The organism is Actinomyces israelii (assembly GCF_030253495.1).
In the GTDB taxonomy this organism is placed as follows: domain Bacteria; phylum Actinomycetota; class Actinomycetes; order Actinomycetales; family Actinomycetaceae; genus Actinomyces; species Actinomyces israelii.
This window is the reverse complement of the sequence record NZ_CP124548.1, coordinates 732,357-749,560: the sequence shown is the minus strand read 5'-3', so window position 1 is coordinate 749,560 and position 17,204 is coordinate 732,357. Positions and strand designations below refer to the sequence as shown.

Sequence of the window (17,204 nt, the reverse complement as noted above, 5' to 3'; positions counted from 1 at the left end):
GAGCCTATGCGGCCAACCGCCCCGTTCTCAAACCAGCCGCGAGCGGCTCACATCACTATTGGCAGCCCGGGGCGCTGCCGCCGAGGCGCCTGGCCGCACCACCCGGAGCTCGCATCACCGCGTCCTCAGATCATGGCGCTCAGCAGAGCCCGGGCCCTGCGCTTGTCGATCTTCATGCCCGCGGTCTGCGGAAGCCGATCGACGAACAGCACGCGCGTCGGCATCTCATATGCGGCAAGCATCTCGCGCAGCGATGCCCTGAGGGCGGAGGAGGTCAGCGACGCCCCGGGCCGGCGGACGACCAGGGCGGCGGGCGCCTCCCCATACACCGCGTCCCGGACGCCGACCACGCAGCAGTCGCGAACCCCTTCGACAGACCGAATGGTCTCCTCGACGTCAGTGCACCAGACCTTCTCGCCGCCCCGATTGATCATGTGCTTCAGCCGGTCGACCACGTAGAGATAGCCGTCCGGAGTGACGTAGCCGATGTCACCGGTCCGCAGCCAGCCGTCCCCGCTCAGGCCGGTCTCGGGGGACTCTGACTCGTAGCGCGTGAGCAGGTTCGTACCGGACAGGCATATCTCACCGCGCCTCCCCCGAGAGACCTCGCGCCCCTCCTCATCGACGATCTTGACCCGCAGCCCCGGGACGGGGACGCCGGAGGAGCCGATCCTCGGCGAGACGGCCGCGTCGTCGGGGAAGACCGTTCCCGGCGACGTCGTCTCCGTCAGGCCGTACACGGTGCGGAACTCCATGTCGGGCATCCAGTCGTGAAGGACCCTGATGAGAGAGACCGGCATGTGGGCCGCCCCGCACGCAAGCATCCGCACCGACGGCAGGGAGGGCTGACGGCGCCGGTTGTCCGCCAGCATGGCGAAGACGGTCGGGGACGCATGGATGAAGGTGATCCGCTCCCCGGCGAGCGTGTCGAGGCAGGGGGCCGGGCGCAGGCGCCGGTGGATGTAGAGACGGCCGCCGACGGAGAGCATCAGTCCGATAATCGCCACCAGCCCCGTGATGTGATACATCGGCACGGCGATGATCGAGCGATCGCGATCGGTGACGTTAAGGAGGCGCTCATAGGAGGTCACCGCGTGCACCACCGCCCGGTTGGACAGCAGCACCGCCTTGGCCCGAGCGGTTGTGCCCGAGGTGAACATGAGGATGGCGGTGCTCTCCGGATCCCCCGGAACGCCGGCGCGGACCTCGCCGTCCTCGTCGCCCTGCTCAAGCAGGACGTCGGGCGTCACGACCTTCACGCCGCCCAGAGCGGCCCGGAGATCTTCGGCCTTGCCGGTTTCGCAGACCAGGAGATCGAGGCGGGCCCGGACCGCCAGCGGCACCACCTCCTGGCGCCGGAGCTTGCCCGGCAAAGGGCAGAAGACCGCCCCGCAGGCGCCGGCCGCCAGGAACACGACAATGAAGTCCGCGGAGTTGTCCATGAGGCAGCCCAGGCGGCGCCCGCGTCCGATCCCGTGGCGCGCCAGTGCGGCCGCAGCGGCGGTCACGCGCTCCATGAGCGCTGCGTACGTGAGGCTCTCCCCGGTCTCATCGACGACGGCGATGTCGTCGCGATGGCGTTCCGCCGCTTTCCGGACTGCGTCGTAGAGACTCACCGGCGCCCCGCGATAACCGAGCCGGCGACGTCCGTCGACCTCGACCGGCTCGAGGTCCTCCGTCACGGACCTGGGCCAGTAGTCCTCGCCTCGCAGCACCGCCTATACCTCCTCGCGCGCAGCCGGCGCATTGTTGGCGGTCCCCGACCGGCGCGCCCCCGGATGACGGCGGATCCACGAGGCCGACGCCGCCCGCGCACTCCGGGCCGCGTCGCGCCGCGCCTCGTCCCTGGACGCCCCTTCGGGTCCGCACAGGGGATTGTCGACGTCGGAGGCGATCAGCGGCTCAATGCCGGACCATGCGCTCATATCAGTCAGCTCGAGGTGCGAGATCGAGCCGATCCCCGCCGGGTTGCCGACAAGCTCGTCGTCGTTCTCGTCGGCCAGGCGGGCTCCGAGATCCTGAAGCATGCCCTCCCCGCCGTCGGACACCGGAGCGAGACAGCACTCGATGTCCGGCCTCACGTCATGCACGCCCGCCTTCACGGCATCCGCCGCGCCGGCGGCGTCAAGAGATCCCTTGAAGGAATCTGGTGCGATCACAATCCGCATCGTTTCTCCTCGGTACTGGTGGCGGCGCCGGCGGCTGTCCCGCGGTGCCGCCACCACACATTCCGATATCCAGGACGTCAGGCACCGGAATCCGGCTTGCGGTACTCAAGGCCTCGAGCGAGCAGGGCGCCGATGACTGTCAGGCCGATCATCATCCACAGACCGGCGAGCTTGTCGCCGGTCGAGGTCTCGAGCCGACCGCATATAGTCGGCCCGAGGAATCCGCCCACCAGACCGCACATGTTGACAAACGCGATACCCGATGCTGCCGAGGCACCGGACAGGCGGTTCGCCGGAAAGGTGAACAGGACCGACTGGATGACGAAAAGCATGAGGGCTCCGATGGCGAACCCGCACACGGCCGTCCACAGGTTTGACGAGACCCGGGCGATGAGCAGTCCGCCGGCAACGCAGACGAGCCCGCCGGAGACGAAGGTGCGAGCACGGCCTATCGACGTCGCGTACCGCGGAAGCGCCGTGGAGCCGACTGCCGCCGCAAGCCATGGCAGCGCCGTGATGAGGCCGACGGCCATCGTGCTCATCGAGGCGTCGTAGAACTTGATCATTGTGGGTAGGAAGTACGAGAGCGAGTAGACGGCGATCTGGTGGGTGAAGTAGATCGCGACGACGAGCCAGATCTGCGGGTCGCGCAGGACGGGGAGCAGGGCGCGCAGGTCGTGATGCTCCGACGCCCTCCCCTGGTCCTCCGCGTCGATGACGCGCTGAAGCAGGTTCTTGTCCTCGGGCGACAGCCATTTCGCGTCCCGCGGATGGTTCGGCAGCGTGTACCAGACGAGCCAGCACAGGACGACGGCGGGGACGCCCTCGATGAGGAACATCCACTGCCACCCCTCAATCCCGAGCAGGCCGTGAAGCCGCAGAAGCGCGCCCGCCAGAGGGGCGCCGATCACGTTCGCCAAGGACACGCCCAGCAGGAAGAGACCGGTCGCCTTCGCCCGGTCCTTCTGCGTGAACCAGTACGAGAGGTACAGGATGATTCCCGGGTAGAGACCGGCCTCGGCCGCACCGAGGAGAACACGCAGGACGTAGAAGGAGCCCTCGTTCCACACAAATGCCATGGCCATGGAGATGAGTCCCCACGTCAGCATGATCCGAGCGATCCAGAATCTCGCCCCCACCTTGTGCATAATGAGGTTCGAGGGGATCTCGAGGACCGCGTAGCAGACGAAGAAGAGCCCGGCTCCGAGTCCGTACGCGGCGGCGCTCAGCCCAATGGAGGTCTCGAGCGACTCCTTCGCCATGCCGATATTCGTCCGATCGATGAACGCAATGATGTAGGCGGCCACAAGAAGCGGCATCAGGCGCCCGAAATTGGTTCGCGTCGCACGGGCCAAGCATGCGTCCTCCTGCGCGCTCAACCGCAAGCCGATGTTATCCTGGGGCGGCGTCGTTGCCATGGGTGTTCCTTTCAGTCGATGGTGCCGGCGTCGGGCCCGGCGGGGAGATGGTGACGCGTTCTCCCCGCCGGAGCCGTGTCTTGGCTGGCAGCGGGTTCTGACGCGGGTGGCGGAGCCTCCCGCACGCGGGCAGCCGATCAGGCGTCGTGCTCGGTCGTGCCGGCCGCCCGCTTGGGGACGAAGAGCTGGAAGACCACGCCGAGAGCGGCGCAGACCGCCATCACGACGAATGTGAGCCGGTATCCGGTAACAGCCTCCCAGCCGCCGCCGAGGCCGATGAGCCGTCCCATAAGGACGGGAGCGATGCCCCCGCCGATGAACATGGCGGTGGTGATGAATCCGTTGGCCGTGCCGTGCGCCCCCTTCGGCGCGTGGTCGGTGGCCGAGGCGTAGTAGATCGGCCATACCGCATTGGCCACCAGACCGAAGAAGAGCTGGAGGCCGATATACATCGGCATGGCTGTGGCGAAGTAGAAGGCGCCGACGCCCACGGCCATCCAGGCCCCGCAGAGGACGATCGTCGTGCGACGGCCGAGGTAGTCCGAGACGGTCGGCCAGAAGATCTGCCCGAGGACGCCCGTGAGGGTGAAGACGATGGAGTAGGCGGCAGCGGCCGCGTAGTCCAGGCCGACGATGTTCGCCAGGTACAGGGGCAGCACGTAGCTGATGCCCATGTAGACGATCTGCGTGAGCAGGGTTGTTCCCGAGGTCAGCATGACGACCCTGTTGCGCAGGCAGAGGCGGACGGCGCCCTTGGCCTCCCTGTGCTCCTGCGCCTCGGTCTTCGACAGCGGCACCGTCATACCGCGGTCGGCGATCTTCGCACAGGTCTCGTCGAGGCGGGCCTCGGTGGAGTACCTCCACCAGAAGAGCATGATCGGGATCGAGGCGATGAGTCCGACGAAGAAAACGTACATCCAGTTCTCGTCGCCGAGCATCCTGAGCATCGCCGAGACGACAATGCCGGAGAACAGCGCCCCCACCGGGTAGCCGGTGTGGTGGACCCCGAGTGCGAAGCCCCGGCGCTCCTTGGGCCACCACTCGGCGGTATTGGAGATCCCGATGGGCTCGCCCCACCCGGCGCCCAGGTTGACGCCGACGCGCAGAACCACGAACACCACGAAGCTGTGGGCGATCGCCTTGATGCCGGTCAGCGCGGAGAGGAGATTGTAGGCGATAACGAGAGGGACCTGGAAGAACGCGCGCCTCCACCCCACGCCGTGCCTGTCGCTCATCCTGGATCCGGCGATCGGCATGACCGCGAGTGCGAGCATGACCAGTGAGGTGATGGCCCCCCACCTCTCGGCACTCAGCCGGAAGTGGGTGGTGATCGATGGGCCCAGGCGGAGGATGACCTCGAGGTCGAAGGCGTTGATGACCCAGATGAACCAGGTGACGCCGAGCGCGACCCAGGAGCCGGCGGGGACGAGGCGGAGCGGCGCCTCCCCCTTCGCGAGCGTGTCATGCGCCACGACGCTCACCCCTGGGCAGCCGCGCCGAAGCGGGGCGTCTCGTAGCCGCGGACGCCGAGGCCGTCAATGACGAGCAGCGCCCCTCTGCGCGCCCCGTCCTCGGGGAAGCGCGGAAGCGGGGGCCGCGCCATGGTCGTCACGTAGAGCCGATCCAGGTCGTCCCCTCCGAAGACCGGGCACGTGACCTTGCGGACGGGCATCTCGATCTGGCGCTCGAGCGTGCCGTCGGGGTCGTAGCGGTTGACCTTGCCCCCGTACACGTGCGCCTGCCAGACGAACCCCTCGGCGTCCACCGTCATGCCGTCGCGGGCGCCGCCGTCGGAGGTGTCCACCGTGACGAAGACCCGCCGGTTGGAGACCTCCCCGGTGGCGAGGTCGTAGTCGTAGGCCCAGATATCACCGGTCCACGTGTCCGCGAAGTAGAAGGTGCCGCCATCAGGGCTCCAGCAGGGTCCGTTGGAGCAGATGATCCCCTCGTCGAGCACCGTCAGCTCCCTGTCCACGCTCAGGGAGTAGAGGCGCCCGCCGGCCTTCTCCTCCATTGTGTCCATCGAGCCGAAGACGAACCGCCCGACCGCATCGACCTTGCCGTCATTGAGCCTGTTACTCGGCAGTCCCGGCTCGGGCGCAGCAATGAGCTCGCGTGCGTCCGAGACGAGGTTGTAGGAGTAGAGACCGCTCTGGAGCGCGACAATGATCTCGTCGTCGTCCTCGGTCAGGGCCATGGAGCCGATCTTCTCCCGCACGTCCCACACCCTGAGCCCGCCGCCGTCGGCGTCATTGCTGAAGACTCGACCGTCCTGGGAGTCGATCCACCACAGACGCCCGGTCCGCACGTCCCAGATCGGCCCCTCCCCAAGCTTTGGTTTGAGGTCGATCACCGTTGATATCCTCATACTTTATACCTTTCACTTGGCGAGTCGCTCCACCTTGAGCGACTCGTTGTCGTCACGCCAATGGGGAAAGTGCTTGCAGTCCCTGCAGAGCCTCTTTCCGGTTCGCGGCTGCGACGTCACCTCGCACGGACGACGACGGCGACGCCCTGGCCGCCGCCGATGCACATGGTGACCAGTCCGAGCTCCCGGCCGACCCGCTTGAGCTGGACGAGCGTGCGGATGGTGAGAATGGCGCCGGTGGCGCCCACCGGGTGGCCGAGAGCAATGGCGCCGCCGAGCGGGTTGGTGACCTCCGGGTCGAGCCTCAGCGCCCGCATGACGGCGACGGCCTGAGCGGCGAAGGCCTCGTTGAGCTCGATCCACCCCATGTCCGTCACCGACATGCCCGTGCGCTCCATGACCCGCTCCACGGCGAGCGTCGGCGCGTAGCCCATGATCTCGGGCTCCAGCCCCGCCTTGGCGCAGGCGACCAGCTCGCCCATGACAGGCAGGCCCATCTCCTTCGCGGTCGCCTCCGTGGTCATGACCAGGGCGGCCGCGGCGTCGTTGATGCCCGAGGAATTGCCCGCCGTCACCGTTCCGTCCGCGGCGAAGGCGGGACGCAGCCCACTCAGGGACTCGACGGTGGTCTCAGGGCGCGGGTGCTCGTCCCTGTCGAAGACCCGCTCCTTCCTTCGCTCGAGTACCGTGATCGGCTCGATCTCCGCATCGAGGTGCCCGCCCTCCCGGGCGGCGGCCGCCCGGCTCTGCGAGCGCGCCGCGAACTCGTCCTGGTCGCGTCGGGACACGCCGAAGCGGCGGGCGACGTTCTCCGCCGTCGCACCCATCGGGTAGTCGCCGAAGGGATCGGTCACGAGCGAGAGGGTCCCGTCCACGAGCCGGTGGTGGCCGAGTCGCCGGCCGTTGCGCGCGTCGAAGTCCATGAAGGGCTGGCGCGACATGTTCTCCGAGCCGCCGGCGACGACGATCCGGGAGCCGCCGGTGCGCAGTTCAAGAGACGCCGAGCGGATGGCCTCCACGCCCGATCCGCACAGCCGGTTGACTGTGACGGCGGTCGACTCCGGCCGCGCGCCTGCCGCGAGCGCAATGCGGCGCGCGAGGAAGGCGTCGCCGCCTACCTGGCCGACGCAGCCGATGACGACCTCGTCCACGGCGCCGGCGGGCACGCCGCCGCGCTCCAGGGCGGCCCTGAGCGCGTGGGCGCCCATGACATGGTTCTCGGTGCCCGCCAGGCTGCCGCCGAAGCGGCCGACCGGCGTGCGCGCCCCGGAGACGAAGACGATCTTGTTGCTGTTGTCCATAAGTCCTCTCCTGCGAGGTTCCTTTTCCTGGAGGTTCCTGGAGGTTCCTGGAGGCCGATTCGTAGAGGCCGGGCCGGGTCTCAGCCGGGGAGGCCCGCTGCGGCCAGCGCGCTGCGGGCCTCGGCGCCCTCGTCCGCGTCCGTGACGGCCCAGCCGTCCGCGGCGAGCTCCAGCGTGTAGTACTCCGTGCACAGGTAGACCTTCTGCTCCCTGTGGAGCGCAGCGGCGCCCGAGAAGGTGAGCTGGTCGACCTGCTCCACCCACTTGGGGTGCCTGGAGGCGACGGACATGAGGAAGCAGACCTTCTTGGCCCCGTCGACAATGTCCATGAACCCGCCGCAGCCGATCGCCCTGCCGCCGAGGGCGGAGACATTGACATTGCCCCGCCGGTCCACCTGCCCGACCCCCATGAAGGTGATGTCGCAGCCCCCGCCGTTGTAGAAGTCGAACTGGCACGGGTGCGGGATGAGGGCGTCGGGGTGGTAGGCGCACCCGAAGTCGACGCCGCCGAGCGGGACCCCTCCGTAGGTGCCCGACTCGATGGTCAGGTGCACGTCCGCGATGAGCCCGGAGCGGGCCAGGGCGACACCCACGGTGTCCCCGGGGATGCCCGTCCCGAGGCTGACCACGTCGCCGGCCTCGACCAGGCCGACGCCGCGGGCGCCGATCGAGGCCCGCTGCTCGCTCAGGTCCCCCTTGTCCAGGGCCGCCGCGATCTCCTCCGCTGTCGCGTGCCCCGTGATCAGCGACATATCGACCTGGGGGAAGGAGTGGGACTGGCGGTGGAAGCGGCTCGTGTCCGAGCAGACCATGGCGACGTCCACCAGGACGCCGGGAACGTTGACGAGCCGGGCCGGGATTCCACCGGGCCGCACGATCTCCTTGACCTGGGCGATGACGACGCCGCCGTTGTTGTGGACGGCCTGGGCGATCGCCAGGGAGTCGAGGATCGTGGGGTCGTCGTCCTGGCTCATGTTGCCGCCGGCATCCATCCGGGTGCCGCGGACAATGGCGACGTCAATGGGGAAGGGCTTGTACCGCAGGTACTCCTCGCCGTCGAGCTCGACGACGTCGACGTACTCGGTGGCGGCGACACGGCGCCGCGTCCTCTCGTTGAGGCGGCCTCCGTCCAGGCGCGGGTCCACGAAGGTGCCCAGGCCGACTGTTGACAGCTGTCCCGGACGCCCGGCGGCAATGGTGCGGTACAGGGTGGAGATCTGGCCCTGCGGCAGGCAGACGCACTCCACCTCGTCGCCGCCCAGCAGCTCCGCCATCGGCGGGTTCAGGCCCCAGTGCGGTCCGACGACGCGTTTGAGGAGGCCGGCGTGCGCGAGCCGGGCGAGCCCGTCGACCCGGTTCGACTGGCCGGCCGCGTGCACCCAGGTGAGGCCGCGCGGGTGACCGGTGGACAGGAAGGACTGCTCGACGGCGAGGTAGATCTCGTCGGCCACCGACATCATGGTGAATCCGTCGGAGGCGACCGTCGCGCCGTCGGCGATGAGCGGGGCGACCTCGTCGGCCGTGACGATCCGCGGGCTCACAGCCGGAATCCCCCGCCCACGTTCACGACCTCGCCGGTAATGTAGGCGGCGTCGTCCGAGGCCAGGAACGCCACGGCGCGGGCGACGTCCTCGGGCCTTCCGATCCGCCGCAGCGGGATGCGGGCGAGCATGCCGTCGTGAGCGTCCCGAGGCATTGCGCGGGTCATCTCCGTGTCGATGAATCCGGGGCAGACGGCGTTGGCCGTCACGTCCTTGAAGGCGAGCTCCTTGGCGATGGAGCGGGTCAGCGAGACCACGCCGCCTTTGGCGGCCGCGTAGTTGGTCTGCCCGACATTGCCCATCCACGACGCCGAGGCGATATTGACGATGCGGCCGTACCGGTTGCCCCGCATATGGGCGCCTATCTCGCGGCAGGTGTAGAAGACCCCGGAGAGGTCCACATCGAGGACCCGGTGCCACTGCTCGTCGGTCATCTTGTGCAGCATCGCGTCGCGGTTGATGCCGGCGTTGTTGACCAGGACGTGGATCTGCCCGGCCCGCTCCACCAGGTCGGCGACGAGCGCACGCACGGCACCGGGGTCGGAGACGTCGATCGCGAAGCCCATGGAGCCGCCGCCGATCTGCTCGGCGGCCGGCTCCACCGCCTCCCGATCGAGGTCGACGACGGCGACCCGCGCGCCTCGAGCCGCGAGGGTCTCGGCGATCCCCCGGCCGATGCCGCGCGCGGCACCGGTGACGACGGCGACCCTGCCGTCGAAGGGGCGTGGGCTAAGGGCTTCGGCGGTCATGACGTGCTCTCTTTCCCGTGGTTGGCGGCGGGCAGGCACCCGCAGGTGTGCCCGATGGACAGTCGGTGGGAGCAGGTGAGCGACACCTGCGTAATCGGCTCGCTCGACAGGAGAAGGTCGACGGCGAGGGCGGCCATGCGGCCCCGGGGCTGGATAATGGACGTCAGTCCCACGAGCTCGGAGCGGCTGATGAGCAGGCCGTCGTAGCCCGTCACCGCGACGTCGTCGGGCACTCGCAGGCCCTCGCGCATGAGCCCGTCCATGAGCCCCATGGCGATCGCGTCGGTCCCGCAGGCCACCGCCCGCGGCAGCTCGGTCAGCGACAGGAGGTGGCGCGCCAGCATCTCTCCGCCGTCGATGCTCAGCCGGGTGTTGACCATCCAGTCGGCGCGGGAACGAATGCCGGCCGCCTTGAGGGCCTCGCGCATTCCCCGCTCACGCATCGCCGAGGACGACGACGATGCCGGTCCGCAGGCGATACCGATGCTGCGGTAGCCGTGCCTCAACAGATGCTGAACGATCTCGCGCCCGGCGAGGTAGTCGTTCATTCCGACGAACGCGCCCGGAAATCCTTTGACGCGGCGGGAGACCTGCACGCACGGAACTCCGGAGGAGCGCAGGATCCGGGAGGCCTCCATCCCATCGGCACTGACGACTGTCGTCATGATTCCGGCCACTCCGTGGCTCAGCATCATCTTCACCGAGGAGATGAAGGCCTCCGGCTCGTCCGCCGTGTGGTACATAATGATCTCGCAGCCACGGGCGCGGGCGGCGTCGGAGGACGAGACGGCGAGCTCGGAGTAGAACGGGTTTCCCACGTCGGCGAGAATGAGGCCCAGCATGACGTCCGAGAGCCCCGCCGCGGCCGGCTTGGCCTCAACCCCGTTCTTGGCGGCCTCCTCAAGAATCCGGTGACGCAGCGTGTCGGATATTCCCGGGCGGCCGTTGAGGGCATAGGAGACCGCTGCGCGGGACACCCCGAGGCTGCGCGCAATATCAGCAGCCGTACACGTGCGGGAACGAGTGGGTACGGGCACGCTGCCCGGGGAAACGGTAGCCACGGTTCTCACGTCCTTGTAAGGATTGGCCGTGGCGCCAAGTTAGAATGCCGGTTGCGTGTTAAGCAACGTTAAGTGAACATGCATCTCCCACTCAGCCGGGGCTCCGCGCGCGGCCGGGCGCGGGACGAGCCGGAGGACCTCATCGGCGCCGCCGCCGAGCGGGGCTCCGCGCCTGGCCGGTGCCGTCTCAGTACCTCGGCAGCTTGGACAGGTCGCGCACCGCGCCGACGTCGGCGCTCGTGGCGAGCATGGCGTAGGCGCGCAGCGCGGCACTGACCCTGCGGGGGCGCGGCGCGTGCGGCGACCAGGCCTCGCCGCCCCGGGCCTCCTCGGCGGCGCGACGGCGGGCGATCTCGCCGTCGTCGACCATGAGCTCGATGCGGCGGGCGGGGATGTCGATCTCGATGCGGTCGCCGTCGCGCACCAGGCCGATGAGCCCGCCCGCGGCCGCCTCGGGGGAGGCGTGCCCGATGGACAGCCCCGAGGTGCCGCCGGAGAAGCGGCCGTCGGTCAGCAGCGCGCACTGCCTGCCCAGGTGCATGGACTTGATGTAGGTGGTCGGGTACAGCATCTCCTGCATGCCCGGGCCGCCGCGCGGGCCCTCGTGGTTGATGACGACGACGTCGCCGGCCCTGACCCTCCCCCCGAGGATCCCCTCCACCGCCGTGTCCTGGGACTCGAAGACGACGGCGGGGCCGGCGAAGGTGAGGATCGAGGCGTCCACGCCCGCGGTCTTGACGATGCAGCCCTTCTCCGCGATGTTGCCGAACAGGACCGCCAGGCCTCCGTCGGCGGAGTAAGCGTGGGCGACGTCGCGGATGCAGCCCGAGGCGCGGTCGGTGTCCGGGGACTCCCAGCGCGAGGCCTGGCCGAACATGGTGGTGGTGCGCACGCCCGCGGGGGCGGCGAGGTAGCGGGTGCGGATCGCCTCGCGGACCCCCGACCCGGGGACGGAGTCGGCGCCGGGTCGGGCGATGTCGTAGGCGGCCAGGGAGTCGGCCAGGGTGCCGCGCAGCACCGTCGACGCCGTCGTGTCCAGCAGGCCGCCGCGGTCGAGCTCGCCGAGGATCCCCATGATCCCGCCGGCGCGGTGGACGTCCTCGACGTGGTAGACGGCGGTCGAGGGCGCGACCCTGCACAGGTGCGGGACCCGGCGGGAGAGCCGGTCGATGTCCGCCATGCGGAAGTCGACCCCGCCCTCCTGGGCGGCGGCCAGCAGGTGGAGGACGGTGTTGGTGGACCCGCCCATGGCGATGTCCAGGCTCATGGCGTTCTCGAAGGCGGCCTTGGTGGCGATGGAGCGCGGCAGGACGGAGGCGTCGTCGTCCTCGTAGTAGGCCCGGGTGATCTCCACGATCTGGCGGCCCGCCTCCTTGAACAGCTCGCCGCGGTCGGCGTGGGTGGCCAGCAGGGTGCCGTTCATGGGCAGGGCCAGCCCGAGCGCCTCGGTCAGGCAGTTCATGGAGTTCGCGGTGAACATGCCCGAGCAGGAGCCGCAGGTCGGGCAGGCCAGGCGCTCGATGGCGCTGATGGTCTCGTCGGCCACAGTGGGATCGGCGGCGTCCATCATGGCGTCGATGAGGTCGAGCTTGCGGGTCGCGCCGTCGGCGGCGACCATCTTGCCCGACTCCATGGGTCCGCCGGAGACGAAGATGGTGGGGATGTTCAGGCGCAGGGAGGCCATGAGCATGCCGGGGGTGATCTTGTCGCAGTTGGAGATGCACACCAGGGCGTCGGCGCAGTGGGCGCCGACCATGTACTCCACGGAGTCCGCGATGAGGTCGCGCGACGGCAGGGAGTAGAGCATGCCGTCGTGGCCCATGGCGATGCCGTCGTCCACGGCAATGGTGTTGAACTCCTTGGCGATGCCCCCGGCGTCCTCGATCTGCGCGGCGACCAGGCGGCCGACGTCGCGCAGGCCCACGTGCCCGGGCACGAACTGGGTGAAGGAGTTGGCAATCGCAATGATCGGCTTGCCGAAATCGGAGTCCTTGACGCCCGTGGCGCGCCACAGGGCGCGGGCACCGGCCATGTTGCGGCCGGAAGTGGAGGTAGCGCTGCGGTAGCGGGGCATGAGAGCGTCTCCTTGGGACGAGTGGTTCGGCGTGGCCACATTAGCGGTCACGGCGTCACCTCATTGGGCCGGACCGGTCACTGGAACCGCCCGGCCGACGGCGGAGCCCGCCCCGCTCCCGCGCCTTTCGCAACAGGCCTGGACTCCCGGCGGCTGCGCGCCGCCGGGGCCGTCGTCGCGGGGCGCACGAACATGCCCGAGCTCGGCCAGTTCCCCGCCGCCGAGTCCGCCCTGCACGGCGCGTGCCTCAACCCCTGGGACGCCTCCGCTCCCCGGGCGGCTCCGCCGTCGCGGTGGCCACGGGCATGGTGCCCGTCGCCATGGGGGCCGACAGCGGCGGGTCCCTGCGCATCCCCGCCTCCGCCTGCGGCGCCCCCGGCGGCGCCCACGACCTGAGAGACAAGGGCCGGGCGGCGGCCACGCCCGCCTCGACGCCGATCGTGTCCAACACGGCGATCGTCAATGTCTTCGGGCACCCGACGATCTCCGTCCACGCCGGCTTCACGTCAGACGGGCCGCCAATCGGCGCCCAGCTCGTGGCGCGCACGGGCCGCGAGGACCTGCTGCCGGCCCTGGCCGCCGGACTCGGGCGCTCCGGCGGTCTGCGCCCGCCTGGACGGGGCGGCCCGGGCTCCGGCCCTCCCGGGGCGCCCTGGTGCGGGCCCCGGCCGGTGCGAGCCCGCTCTGGGGCGCGGCGCCCGCTGCCCGGCGGGACGCCGCTCCGACAGCTCAGTGACGTGAGTCATTCGGCCGGGGTTCCTCACAGCCCCAATTCTTGGTTACCCTTCCCTTATCCCGTTCCGTTCCCACATTCTGAAACGAGACTTATATGAGCCTTCGTCGTTCACTCACAGCGACCGCGGCCGCTGCTGCCATTGCGGCGGGCAGCGTGGTCCTGGCCCCCACCGCCGCCGCCGACCAGCCGATCCTGCAGTGCGCGGGCGACGGCTTCATGTGCGGCGGCCCGGGTCGCCCCGGCACCCTCACGGCCTCCTACACCGACGCCCAGCCCGCCCCCTCCACGGTCTGGGGCACCCCGAAGATCGGCATACTGGACTCCCCCGCCGACGCCCTGGACGTCGAGCCGAGCAGCGAGGTCACCAGGAGCTACGGGGTCGAGATCCCCTGGCAGGCCGACCCGAGCGCACCGCGCACGGTCTCGATGCTCGTGAAGAACAATGAGGGCCTGTTCGCCAACCCCGCGGACATGCGCTTCCACATTACCGACGCCGCGGGGGCGGACCTGCCCGACGGGACGTGCACCCCCGAGGAGCAGAACCTGAACCCGGGGGAGCAGACGACTGTGACCTGCACGGTTCCCGACGGCGGCGCGCTGCTCAAGGCCTACCGCCGCGGAGACTTCGGCGGGGAGTACCTGGCCGCCTGGACACTCGACTCCCAGACGCCGCCGAGCCCGCCGGCCGCCCAGGCACCCAGCACCCCGCCCGTCGTCACCGTCGACGGCAAGACCGTGACCGGGGCGATGGAGGACGGGGCGTGGAAGGCCACCGCCCCCGTCACCCGCCGGGCGCCCGATGCCAACGGCGCCGAGGCCACCCACGCCCCGAAGGTCACCGTGGACGGCGCGGAGGTGGAGGCGCCCTCCTTCCGCATCACCACCAGGGCGGCCGCTCCCGAGCCGGAGCCCAGGCCCACCGCCACGGCGACGTCCGAGCCGAGCGGCTCCCCCAGCGCGTCCGCCGCGCCGACCGACGCCTCCCAGGATCCCGCCGTCCCGGATCCCGGCCGGACGACGGCCCCCGGGGCGCAGGGCCCGGGCAGGCTGCCCAAGACCGGGGCCGAGGCCGCCGGCGCGCTGGGCGCGGCGCTGCTGCTCATGACGGCGGGTGCCCTGGTGCTCAAGCGCTCGCGCCGCCGCGCCTGAGCCCCTGACCGCGGGGCGCCCCGCCCCGTTCCATGGGCCCGGCGGCCCCACCGAGCCCAACCCTGGCCCAACCCTGCCGATGCGGGCGGGCCCTCACCGTGATCTCCCGTTCGGGGACGCGGCGAGGGCCCGCTCCTCATATGCAGGATCATCCGGATCCCGGCCGTAGCCTGCGGCCCGCCCGGTTCCTCAGGGCCCTCCGGCGTCACATGACGCCGAGGATCTCCGTGACGAAGACGAGGGTCGCCCCGCCCTTGATTCCGGCCTGCGGGACGCCGCGGTCCCCGTAGCCGAGCTCGGCGGGGATAGACAGCAGGAGGCGCGAGCCGACGCGCTGGCCGATGAGGCCGTCGTCCCAGCCGCGGATGACCATGCCGACGCCGACCTGGAAGTCCAGCGGCCGGCCGCGGTCGTAGGAGCTGTCGAAGACGTCCCCATTCCAGGTCTGGCCCAGGTAGTGGGCGACAATGTTGTCGCCGGCCTCAACGACCCGGCCGTCACCGGCGTCGAGGACCTGGACCTGGAGCCCCTCGGGGGCGTCGGGCCCGGGGAAGGTGAGGACGGGCTTGGTTCCCTTGGCGCCCTGGACGGAGGGCATGTTGGTGTTGATCATGCTGCGGAGCCTACGGGAGGCCGCCCGGCTCTCCCTGCCGCCGCCCCTCGGCCCAGCGCGAACTGCGGCGCCCGCCTCGCAGGCGGACGTCCGCACGCTCACCGCTCCGCCAGGATCCGCGCCCGCCCTCCCACGGGGATCCGGCGCGCCCGCAGGCCTAGACCGCCTCGACCGCCTCCTCACGGATCGTCGTCGACGGCGCCGACACGGCCGACGCCCCCCCCCCGAGCGCACCCGCGAGCGCCTGATCCTGGTGAGGCAGCACACTCACGTCTTCAGGGCCTCCGTGCGCGACAACCTGCTGTCGCCCGGCGCCTCGGACGCGCAGGCGCGGGCCGCCCTGGAGGCGGCCCGCCTGGCCGAGCACGTGCGCTCGCTGCCCGAGGGCCTGGACACGGTGCTGGCCGAGCGCGGAGCCGCATGGTCGGGAGGGGAGCACCTGGGCCTGGCCCGGGGCCTGCTGCGCGACCCCGCCGTGCTCGTGCTCGACGAGCCCACGGCCGGCCTCGACACCCGCACCGAGGCCGACTTCCTCCGGGCCCTCATCCGCGGGCGGCGCGGGGCCGGGACAGATCGCGAGGATCCGTCCCGGCCCCGCACGGCAGTCGACCGGCGGCCCCTGAAGGCGGCCGCCGGTGCGGCCCGGCTCAGTTGTCGTACAGGATGGCGAGGATGCGGAGGAACTCCAGGTAGAGCCATACGAGGGTGACCACGAGCCCGAAGGCGCCCGCCCAGGCGTACCTGGTCGGCAGGCCCTGCTCGACACCACGCTGGATGGCCTCGAAGTCCATGGCGAGGCTGACGGCGGCCAGGACGACGGCCACCAGGCCGACGATCAGGCCCAGCGGGATCCCGAAGACCTCCACGCTGCGCAGGCCCCACGGCTGGTCGATGACACCGGTGACCATGAGGGCGAAGTTGACGACGCTGAACAGCAGGTAGCCGCCCATGGCGATCAGGACGATGCGCGCCACTCTGCCCGAGACGCGGAAGCCGGCGAACTTGTAGGCGCACAGCATGACGGCGAAGGTCGCACCGGTCGCAAGCACCGCCTGGATCACAATGCCGGGAACGACGTACTCCATGATGCCGGAGATCGCCCCGAGCATGGCGCCCTCGAAAGCGGCGTAGAGCATGATGAGGACGGGGCTGGGCTCCTTCTTGAAGGAGTTGACGAGCCCGAGGACGAGGGCGCCGATGCAGCCGACGATCATGGCGAGGGAGCCGAGGCCCGCCGTGGCCGGGTTGGTGGCGAGCATCCAGGAGACGGCGCCGACGCCGAGGATGATGGCGAACATGCCGGCGGTGCGCACGACGACGTCGTCGTAGGTCATGCGGCCGCGGTCGACGTTGGTGGCGCTCGGCGCGCCGTACTGGCTCTCCAGGCCGGCGAGCTGCTCGGGGGAGACCTGGCCGTACCCGGCCTGAGCCGGCTGGCCGTATCCGTAGCCCTGCTGGCCGTAGCCGGCCTGGGCGGGCCGGCTGTAGCCGACACCGTAACCCGCCTGGCCGTACTGGCTGGACTGCCCCGGCTGGTACCCGGGCATCGTCGGGTAGCCGTTGGGCGTCACCGGCCTTGACGGCGCGGCGACGGCGGCGCCGCCGTTGAAGGCCGCGCTGCGGGAGAAGAATGGATTGCTCAACGTGATGTCCTCTCGGAGGGGACGAAGGTGGATGCCGGTGCGCACCGGCGCCTTCCGACACTGGTACGGCATGTGTAACACCCCCATCCTGCCCAAGATTCCCTCTGTTGCCTAGATGATCGGCTCCGAGACGGTGCAGGGCGGCTCAGGCGGGCCGTGCCCCGGTCATCAACAACGGTTCGGCGCGGCGCCCCAGTGCCCGGTCGCAGCGTCTGCGCCAGACCTGGACATACCGGGCCATCCGGGGCGGGACCTGGGCCGCCCGTCGACGGGGAAGCGCCTGTCCTGCGCGCTCCTGAGGCTCGGATGCGGATCGGCGTGACCGTGAGGCGGTGGGCGGCCGCCCGGCAGGGCTCAAGGCCCCACCGGGACGCGGGCGGGCC

The 17,204-nt window shown here is 70.4% G+C and carries 15 protein-coding genes; 2 read left to right on the top strand and 13 right to left on the bottom strand.

Going from position 1 to position 17,204, the window contains the following annotated elements:
- Positions 1–125: 125 nt before the first annotated feature.
- The 11 genes from AIF0345_RS02940 to AIF0345_RS02885 form a co-directional block, all read right to left on the bottom strand.
- Positions 126–1,715, bottom strand: a complete 1,590-nt coding sequence (locus tag AIF0345_RS02940) for a class I adenylate-forming enzyme family protein (protein WP_285297099.1) — start codon at positions 1,713–1,715, stop codon at positions 126–128.
- A 3-nt stretch (positions 1,716–1,718) separates the two neighbouring features.
- The gene (locus AIF0345_RS02935) at positions 1,719–2,159 is read right to left on the bottom strand and encodes a glycerate kinase (RefSeq protein WP_285297098.1); all 441 of its coding nucleotides are present in this window, start codon (positions 2,157–2,159) and stop codon (positions 1,719–1,721) included.
- A gap of 86 nt (positions 2,160–2,245) precedes the next feature.
- Positions 2,246–3,487: an MFS transporter gene (locus AIF0345_RS02930; protein WP_285297097.1), complete on the bottom strand. Its 1,242-nt coding sequence runs from the start codon at positions 3,485–3,487 to the stop codon at positions 2,246–2,248.
- A gap of 236 nt (positions 3,488–3,723) precedes the next feature.
- Positions 3,724–5,058 carry an MFS transporter gene (locus AIF0345_RS02925; RefSeq protein ID WP_285297095.1) on the bottom strand — a complete coding sequence of 445 codons (1,335 nt, stop codon included), beginning with the start codon at positions 5,056–5,058 and terminating at the stop codon, positions 3,724–3,726.
- A 5-nt stretch (positions 5,059–5,063) separates the two neighbouring features.
- Entirely contained in the window at positions 5,064–5,954 is an 891-nt protein-coding gene (locus tag AIF0345_RS02920; RefSeq protein WP_285297094.1) for an SMP-30/gluconolactonase/LRE family protein, read from the bottom strand.
- 116 nt (positions 5,955–6,070) lie between these two features.
- Entirely contained in the window at positions 6,071–7,255 is a 1,185-nt protein-coding gene (locus AIF0345_RS02915; protein WP_285297093.1) for a thiolase family protein, read from the bottom strand.
- Between the two features lie 80 nt (positions 7,256–7,335).
- The gene (locus tag AIF0345_RS02910; protein WP_285297092.1) at positions 7,336–8,796 is read right to left on the bottom strand and encodes a CoA-transferase; all 1,461 of its coding nucleotides are present in this window, start codon (positions 8,794–8,796) and stop codon (positions 7,336–7,338) included.
- Positions 8,793–9,545 (bottom strand): 3-oxoacyl-ACP reductase FabG, encoded by a 753-nt coding sequence (fabG, locus tag AIF0345_RS02905; RefSeq protein WP_285297091.1) that lies wholly within the window; start codon positions 9,543–9,545, stop codon positions 8,793–8,795. Before fabG ends, AIF0345_RS02910 begins: the two co-directional genes overlap by 4 nt.
- Complete coding sequence (locus AIF0345_RS02900; RefSeq protein WP_169740362.1) at positions 9,542–10,606, bottom strand: LacI family DNA-binding transcriptional regulator; 1,065 nt, start codon at positions 10,604–10,606, stop codon at positions 9,542–9,544. Before AIF0345_RS02900 ends, fabG begins: the two co-directional genes overlap by 4 nt.
- A gap of 187 nt (positions 10,607–10,793) precedes the next feature.
- Positions 10,794–12,680, bottom strand: coding sequence for a dihydroxy-acid dehydratase (gene ilvD / locus AIF0345_RS02895; RefSeq protein WP_285297090.1), 1,887 nt, complete (start codon positions 12,678–12,680; stop codon positions 10,794–10,796).
- A gap of 506 nt (positions 12,681–13,186) precedes the next feature.
- Entirely contained in the window at positions 13,187–13,426 is a 240-nt protein-coding gene (locus tag AIF0345_RS02885; protein WP_268918225.1) for a hypothetical protein, read from the bottom strand.
- A gap of 83 nt (positions 13,427–13,509) precedes the next feature.
- Between AIF0345_RS02885 and AIF0345_RS02880 the strand changes: the two genes are divergently transcribed.
- Positions 13,510–14,565 (top strand): LPXTG cell wall anchor domain-containing protein, encoded by a 1,056-nt coding sequence (locus AIF0345_RS02880; RefSeq protein ID WP_285297088.1) that lies wholly within the window; start codon positions 13,510–13,512, stop codon positions 14,563–14,565.
- A gap of 205 nt (positions 14,566–14,770) precedes the next feature.
- On the opposite strand, the gene AIF0345_RS02875 is transcribed toward AIF0345_RS02880, so the two are convergent.
- Positions 14,771–15,178: an FKBP-type peptidyl-prolyl cis-trans isomerase gene (locus AIF0345_RS02875; RefSeq protein ID WP_043563833.1), complete on the bottom strand. Its 408-nt coding sequence runs from the start codon at positions 15,176–15,178 to the stop codon at positions 14,771–14,773.
- On the opposite strand from AIF0345_RS02875, the gene AIF0345_RS16620 reads away from it, so the two are divergent.
- Positions 15,162–15,887: an ABC transporter ATP-binding protein gene (locus AIF0345_RS16620; protein WP_353962059.1), complete on the top strand. Its 726-nt coding sequence runs from the start codon at positions 15,162–15,164 to the stop codon at positions 15,885–15,887. The genes AIF0345_RS02875 and AIF0345_RS16620 overlap by 17 nt on opposite strands.
- Here AIF0345_RS16620 and AIF0345_RS02870 read toward each other — a convergent pair.
- Entirely contained in the window at positions 15,826–16,821 is a 996-nt protein-coding gene (locus AIF0345_RS02870) for a Bax inhibitor-1/YccA family protein (protein WP_285297087.1), read from the bottom strand. The two genes, AIF0345_RS16620 and AIF0345_RS02870, sit on opposite strands and share 62 nt — an antisense overlap.
- Between the last annotated feature and the right edge of the window lie 383 nt (positions 16,822–17,204).